5 protein-coding genes and 4 tRNA genes are annotated in these 6,034 nt (G+C 66.1%); all 9 read left to right on the top strand.

From position 1 onward, the window contains the following. On the top strand, positions 1 to 730 hold a 730-nt coding region (locus VGF12_RS04275), incomplete at its 5' end, for an SPOR domain-containing protein (protein ID WP_331174803.1). A 10-nt stretch (positions 731 to 740) separates the two neighbouring features. Beyond that, positions 741 to 1,274: a CvpA family protein gene (locus tag VGF12_RS04270; protein WP_331174802.1), complete on the top strand. Its 534-nt coding sequence runs from the start codon at positions 741 to 743 to the stop codon at positions 1,272 to 1,274. A gap of 11 nt (positions 1,275 to 1,285) precedes the next feature. Next, entirely contained in the window at positions 1,286 to 2,797 is a 1,512-nt protein-coding gene (gene purF, locus VGF12_RS04265) for an amidophosphoribosyltransferase (RefSeq protein ID WP_331174801.1), read from the top strand. 13 nt (positions 2,798 to 2,810) lie between these two features. Next, positions 2,811 to 4,037, top strand: coding sequence for an O-succinylhomoserine sulfhydrylase (locus tag VGF12_RS04260; RefSeq protein WP_331174800.1), 1,227 nt, complete (start codon positions 2,811 to 2,813; stop codon positions 4,035 to 4,037). Further along, a complete protein-coding gene (gene gltX / locus VGF12_RS04255; protein WP_331174799.1) occupies positions 4,034 to 5,437 on the top strand; it encodes a glutamate--tRNA ligase in 1,404 nt (467 codons plus the stop codon). Before VGF12_RS04260 ends, gltX begins: the two co-directional genes overlap by 4 nt. Positions 5,438 to 5,513: 76 nt before the next feature. Then, a tRNA-Ala gene (locus tag VGF12_RS04250) sits at positions 5,514 to 5,589 on the top strand. A gap of 50 nt (positions 5,590 to 5,639) precedes the next feature. Continuing rightward, positions 5,640 to 5,715, top strand: a tRNA-Glu gene (locus VGF12_RS04245). Positions 5,716 to 5,767: 52 nt separating this feature from the next. Further along, positions 5,768 to 5,844 (top strand) — tRNA-Asp (locus tag VGF12_RS04240). Between the two features lie 74 nt (positions 5,845 to 5,918). Beyond that, positions 5,919 to 5,994: transfer RNA gene (locus VGF12_RS04235), tRNA-Ala, on the top strand. Positions 5,995 to 6,034 lie beyond the last annotated feature (40 nt).

The raw sequence follows: 6,034 nt of genomic DNA, 5'->3' as shown, positions 1-6,034 counted from the left end.
GGCCAAGTCCGGCGCAAAGGCTCCTGCAGCCGACGACGTGCAGGTGCTGCGCATCCGCGCGCGCCGCCGCCTCATCGGCGCGGCCGTGCTGGTAGCGGCTGGCGTGGTGGGCTTCCCGCTGATCTTCGAATCCCAGCCGCGGCCCATCCCCGTGGACCTGCCCATCGACATCCCGCGCAAGGAGACCGCGCCGCCGCTGAGCGTCCCGACACGGGAGCCGCTGGTGCAGGCCGAGCCGGCCTCGACGCCGGAGCCCGTGACGGCCGTGGCCCGTCCGCCGGCAGTCGCCGAGAAGATCATCGATAAGCCGGTTGATAAGCCGGTCGAGAAGGCCGCGGAGAAGGCCGCGGAGAAGCCGGTGGCCGAGAAGCCGCCCGTCAAGGTCGCTGAGAAGCATCCCGAGAAGCCCGCCGACAAGCCCAAGCCCCGCGCCGCCGATGGCGCCCGTGCCCAGGCGCTGCTGGACGGCAAGGAAGCCGCGGCCGCACCGGCCGCAGCGGCCGGCCGCTTCATCGTGCAAGTCGGCGCCTTTGGCGAGAACAAGGCCGCGCAGGACGTGCGCAACAAGGTCGAGAAGCTGGGCCTCAAGACCTATGCGCAGGCTGTGGACACGTCCGACGGCCGCCGGGTGCGCGTGCGCCTGGGCCCGTTCGCCAGCCGCGACGAGGCCGAGCGTGCCGCCGCCAAACTCAAGAGCGCGGGCCTGCCCGGCGCCATCCTGACGCTGTAAGGACGCTGCCGTGGACGTTGCGCTGAGCTGGGTCGACCTCGCGCTGCTCGCGTTGCTGCTGATCTCCATCGGCATCGGTCTGTGGCGCGGCCTCGTGTTCGAGGTCATGTCGCTGGCCGGCTGGGTCGTCGCCTATTTCGCCGCGCCGCCGCTGGCGCCCCTCGTGGTGGACATGCTGCCCGAGGGCAAGTTCGGTCCGGCTGCGGTGCACCTCATCGCGCTGGTGCTGGCCTTCTGTTTCGTGCTGATCGTCTGGAGTCTGGCCACCCGCCTCGTCAAGATGCTGATCCATGCCACGCCGCTGTCAGCGCTGGACCGCCTCGGCGGCGCCGGCTTCGGGGCGCTGCGTGGCGTCTTCATTGCGCTGCTGCTGGTGCTGGTGATCGGCGCGTCGCCGCTGGCCCAGTCCACCACCTGGCAGGCCTCGCGCGCCGCGCCGGTGCTGACCGGCGTGCTGCACGACGTCGCGCCGCTGCTGCCCGAACCCATCGCCCGTTTTATTTCCCGCTCGATGACCCCATCTGAGGCGGAATCGACCGAATAAGGACCTCTGCCATGTGCGGCATCGTCGGCACCCTCGCTGCCTCCCCCGTCAACCAGATGCTCTATGACGCGCTGCTGCTGCTGCAGCACCGCGGCCAGGATGCGGCCGGCATCGTCACGATGCAAGGCCACAAGTGCTTCATGCACAAGGCTCGCGGCATGGTGCGCGACGTCTTCCGCACCCGCAACATGCGCGCATTGCCCGGCAACATCGGCCTGGGCCAGGTGCGCTATCCAACGGCTGGCAACGCCTACAGCGAGGAAGAGGCCCAGCCCTTCTACGTGAACGCCCCGTTCGGCATCGTCCTTGTGCACAACGGCAACCTGACCAACGCCCACGCGCTGAAGGACGAGCTGTTCGCCATCGATCGCCGCCACATCAACACCGAGAGCGACACCGAGGTGCTGATCAACGTGCTGGCGCACGAGCTGGAGATGGCCGCGCGTGACCTGCCGCTGACCCCCAAGGAAATCTTCTCCGCCGTGCGCGCAGTGCAAAAGCGCATCAAGGGCAGCTACGCCGTCATCGCGCTGATCGCCGGCTACGGCCTGCTGGCCTTCCGCGACCCCTTCGGCATCCGTCCGCTGTGCTTCGGCCGCTCGGGCAACGGCGACTTCATGGTGGCCAGCGAAAGTGTCGCCCTCGAAGGCACCGGCCACCAGCTGGAGCGCGATGTAGCGCCCGGCGAGGCCCTGTTCATCGACATGTCCGGGCAGCTCTACACCGAGCAGTGCAATGACAACCCTGCGCTCAATCCCTGCATGTTCGAGTTCGTCTATCTGGCGCGCCCGGACTCGGTGATGGATGGCATCTCGGTCTACCAAGCGCGGCTCAACATGGGGGAGACGCTGGCGCAACGTGTCATCTCGACGATGCCGCCCAACGAGATCGACGTCGTCATCCCAATCCCCGAGAGCAGCCGCCCGTCGGCCATGCAGTTGGCTCACCGCATTGGCAAGCCCTACCGCGAGGGGTTCGTGAAGAACCGCTATGTGGGCCGCACCTTCATCATGCCGGGGCAGGGCGCGCGCAAGAAGAGCGTGCGCCAGAAGCTCAACGCCATCGGACTGGAGTTCAAGAACCGCAACGTGCTGCTGGTGGACGACTCCATCGTGCGCGGCACGACGTCCAAGGAGATCGTGCAGATGGCGCGCGACGCAGGCGCCCGCAAGGTCTACCTGGCATCGGCCGCGCCGCCAGTGCGCTTTCCCAACGTCTACGGCATCGACATGCCGACGCAGGAGGAGCTGATCGCCCACGGCCGCACCATCGAGGAAATCCGCCAGTACATCGGTGCCGATGCGCTGATTTACCAGGATGTGGATGCGATGAAGCGTGTCGTTGCCGCGCTGCACCCGGGGCTGGCTGGCTTCGAGGCGAGCTGTTTTGATGGCCACTACGTGACGGGGGATGTCAGCCTCGAGGACTTCGCCGCCATGCGCGAGCAGCGCACCAGCCAGGCGGGCGAAGAGGATGCAGACGCACGCAGCCGTCTGGCGCTGCAAAGCGCCGGCGAGCTGTGAAAGGCCTGAACGCATGAGCGACAACGTCCATCGTCCCCTCCCAGAAGGCCTGCGGCCCGAGACCCTGGCCGTGCGCACCGCGCTGGCACCCAGCCAGTATGGCGAGAACTCCGAGGCCCTGTTCCTGACGACGGCCTATGTGCAGGCGGACGCCGAGACTTCCGCGCGCAAGTTCTCCAACTCGGAAGACTTCACCTACTCGCGCACGAGCAATCCGACCGTGCGCAGCCTGGAGGCCCGCCTGGCCGCCATGGAAGGCACCGAGGCCGCCATCGCGACCTCCACCGGCATGAGTGCCATCCTGCTGCTGGGCATGGGCGTGCTGAAAGCTGGCGACCATGTCGTCTGCTCACGTTCGGTGTTCGGCTCGACGATCAACCTGTTTGCCAAGGAGTTCGGCAAGTTCGGCGTCGAGACCACCTTCGTTTCGCAGACCGACCTGGCCGAATGGCGTGCGGCCATCAAGCCGACGACCAAGCTCCTGTTCGCCGAGACGCCCACCAACCCGCTGACCGAGATCTGTGACGTCCGCGCGCTGGCCGAACTGGCCCGCGGTGCCGGCGCCATTCTGGCGGTCGACAACACCTACTCGACGCCGGCCCTGCAGCGTCCCGCCGAGATGGGGGCCGACATCGTGATGCACTCGGCCACCAAGTACATGGACGGCCAGGGTCGCGTGATGGCAGGCGCGCTGTGCGGCCCCAACCGCTTGATTCGCGATGTCTTCGGCCCAGTGCTGCGTACGGTGGGCATGACGCTGGCGCCGTTCAACGCCTGGGTCGTGCTGAAGGGGCTGGAAACCTTGTCGCTGCGCATGAAGGCGCAGAGCGAACAGGCGCTGGCCGTCGCGCGCTGGCTGGAGGCGCGGCCCGAGGTTGCGCGCGTGCATTACCCTGGGCTGGCTTCCCATCCGCAGCATGCACTGGCCATGCGCCAGCAGAGCGGGCAGGGTGGAGCGGTCGTGTCCTTCGATGTGAAGGGTGACACCCCGGAGGCTGCGCGCGCCGCGGCCTTCCACGTCATCGACAGCACGCGCGTCGTCTCCATCGCCACCAACCTGGGCGACACCAAGACCATCATCACCCACCCCGCGACGACCTCGCACGGCCGCCTCACCGAGGCGCAGCGCCAGGCCGCGGGCATCGGCCAGGGCCTGATCCGCCTGGCCGTCGGCTTGGAGCATGTCGACGACATTTGCGACGACCTGCTGCGCGGCCTTTCCACTTTGACGACCCGATGACTTCCACTTTCGACAAGGTCCGCACGCGCATCGCGCCGTCGCCGACCGGCTTTCTGCATCTGGGCACGGCCCGCACCGCGCTGTACTCCTGGGCCTATGCGCGCCACCATGGCGGCGAGTTCGTGCTGCGCATCGAGGACACCGACGTCGCCCGTTCCACGCAGGATTCGGTGGACCAGATCATCGCGGCGATGAACTGGCTGGGCCTCTCCTATGACGAGGGCCCGATTTACCAGATGCAGCGCCTGGAGCGTTACCAGGCCGTCATCGAGCAGTTGATCGCCGAGGGCAAGGCTTACCGCTGCTACGCGACGCCGGAAGAGCTGGACGCAATGCGCGAGGCGCAGCGCGCCCGCGGCGAAAAGACGCTGTACGACCGCCGCTGGCGCCCGGAGCCCGGCAAGACGCTGCCGGCGCCGCCCGAGGGTGTGAAGCCCGTTGTGCGCTTCGCCAACCCCGTCGAGGGCGATGTCACCTGGGACGACCTGGTCAAGGGCCAGATCACCATCAACAACCGCGAGATCGATGACCTCATCATCGCCCGCACCGATGGCGTGCCGACCTACAACTTCGCTGTCGTCGTCGACGACTGGGACATGCGCATCAGCCATGTGTTTCGCGGCGACGAGCACGTCAACAACACGCCCTGGCAGATCAACATCTTCAACGCGCTGGGCGCGCCGCTGCCTTCCTTTGGTCACCTGCCCATCATCCTGGGCGACGACGGCCTGAAGCTGTCCAAGCGCCGTGGCGCCGTCAGCGTGATGGACTATGCCGCCAACGGCTATCTGCCCGAGGGCATGCTGAACTACCTGGCGCGCCTGGGCTGGAGCCATGGTGACGATGAACTGTTCAGCGCGGCGCAGATGGTGTCCTGGTTCGATGGCTCCCACCTGTCCAGGAGCCCGGCGCAGTGGGACCCGGCCAAGCTGGACTGGGTCAACAGTCACTATGTGAAGCAGATCGACGAAGGTCGGCTGGCCGAGCTTGTCGTGGCGCAACTGGCCGCCAAGGGCGTTGCCGTGACCGTCAACCAGATCCAGCCTAAGGTCGGCCTGTTCAAGGACCGCTGCGCCACTGTCGCTGCGCTGGCTGACTGGCTTTCGATGTACTTCGCGCCCGTCGCGCCGACGGCCGAGGACCTCGCAGCGCATGTCACCGACGCCGTTCGTCCGGCCCTGACTCAGCTCTCGGAGCGGCTGGCCGGCCTGGTCGAGTGGAACAAGGCAGGCATCCAACAGGCGTTGAAGGAAACTCTCGCCGCCGCCGGTCTCAAGATGCCGCAACTGGCCATTCCGGTGCGGGTTCTGGTGTGCGGTCGCGCCCAGACGCCGAGCCTGGACGCCGTGCTGGAGCACTTCGACAAGAAAAAAGTCCTCGAACGCTTGCAAGCAGTCTGATTTTCGTCATATACTCTTGGTCTCGCTTGAACAGCGCTGTTAACGAAGAGATCGCTTGCGATGGATTCGAAAACACGGGGGTATAGCTCAGCTGGGAGAGCGCTTGCATGGCATGCAAGAGGTCAGCGGTTCGATCCCGCTTACCTCCACCAGAATCCTCATAAGATTCTGGGTGGCGCGCGGTTCAAGTCGCGAAGGTTTAGTCCCCTTCGTCTAGAGGCCTAGGACACCACCCTTTCACGGTGATTACAGGGGTTCGAATCCCCTAGGGGACGCCAAGTTTGATGAGCTTGGATATTGTCGAAAGACGGTATCGAATTCATCCCACGCGGAGTGGTAGTTCAGTTGGTTAGAATACCGGCCTGTCACGCCGGGGGTCGCGGGTTCGAGCCCCGTCCACTCCGCCAAGGATTCCATCGGGTCCGCCCGATAAACGAACGGCCAATTTATTGGCCGTTTCTTTTTGCGACCGGTTTGCGCCGGGGGTATAGCTCAGCTGGGAGAGCGCTTGCATGGCATGCAAGAGGTCAGCGGTTCGATCCCGCTTACCTCCACCAGAATCCTCATAAGATTCTGGGTGGCGCGCGGTTCAAGTCG

The organism is Roseateles sp., from assembly GCF_036404855.1.
Taxonomy (GTDB): domain Bacteria; phylum Pseudomonadota; class Gammaproteobacteria; order Burkholderiales; family Burkholderiaceae_C; genus Pelomonas.
Note: the sequence above shows the minus strand (reverse complement) of the source record. Positions and strands in the feature narration are given on the sequence as shown.

Bases quoted from the DNA above. Each gene is read 5' to 3' on its own strand.
- purF (WP_331174801.1), top strand. From the start codon at position 1,286: ATGTGCGGCATCGTCGGCACCCTCGCTGCCTCCCCCGTCAACCAGATG.
- VGF12_RS04260 (WP_331174800.1), top strand. From the start codon at position 2,811: ATGAGCGACAACGTCCATCGTCCCCTCCCAGAAGGCCTGCGGCCCGAG.
- gltX (WP_331174799.1), top strand. From the start codon at position 4,034: ATGACTTCCACTTTCGACAAGGTCCGCACGCGCATCGCGCCGTCGCCG.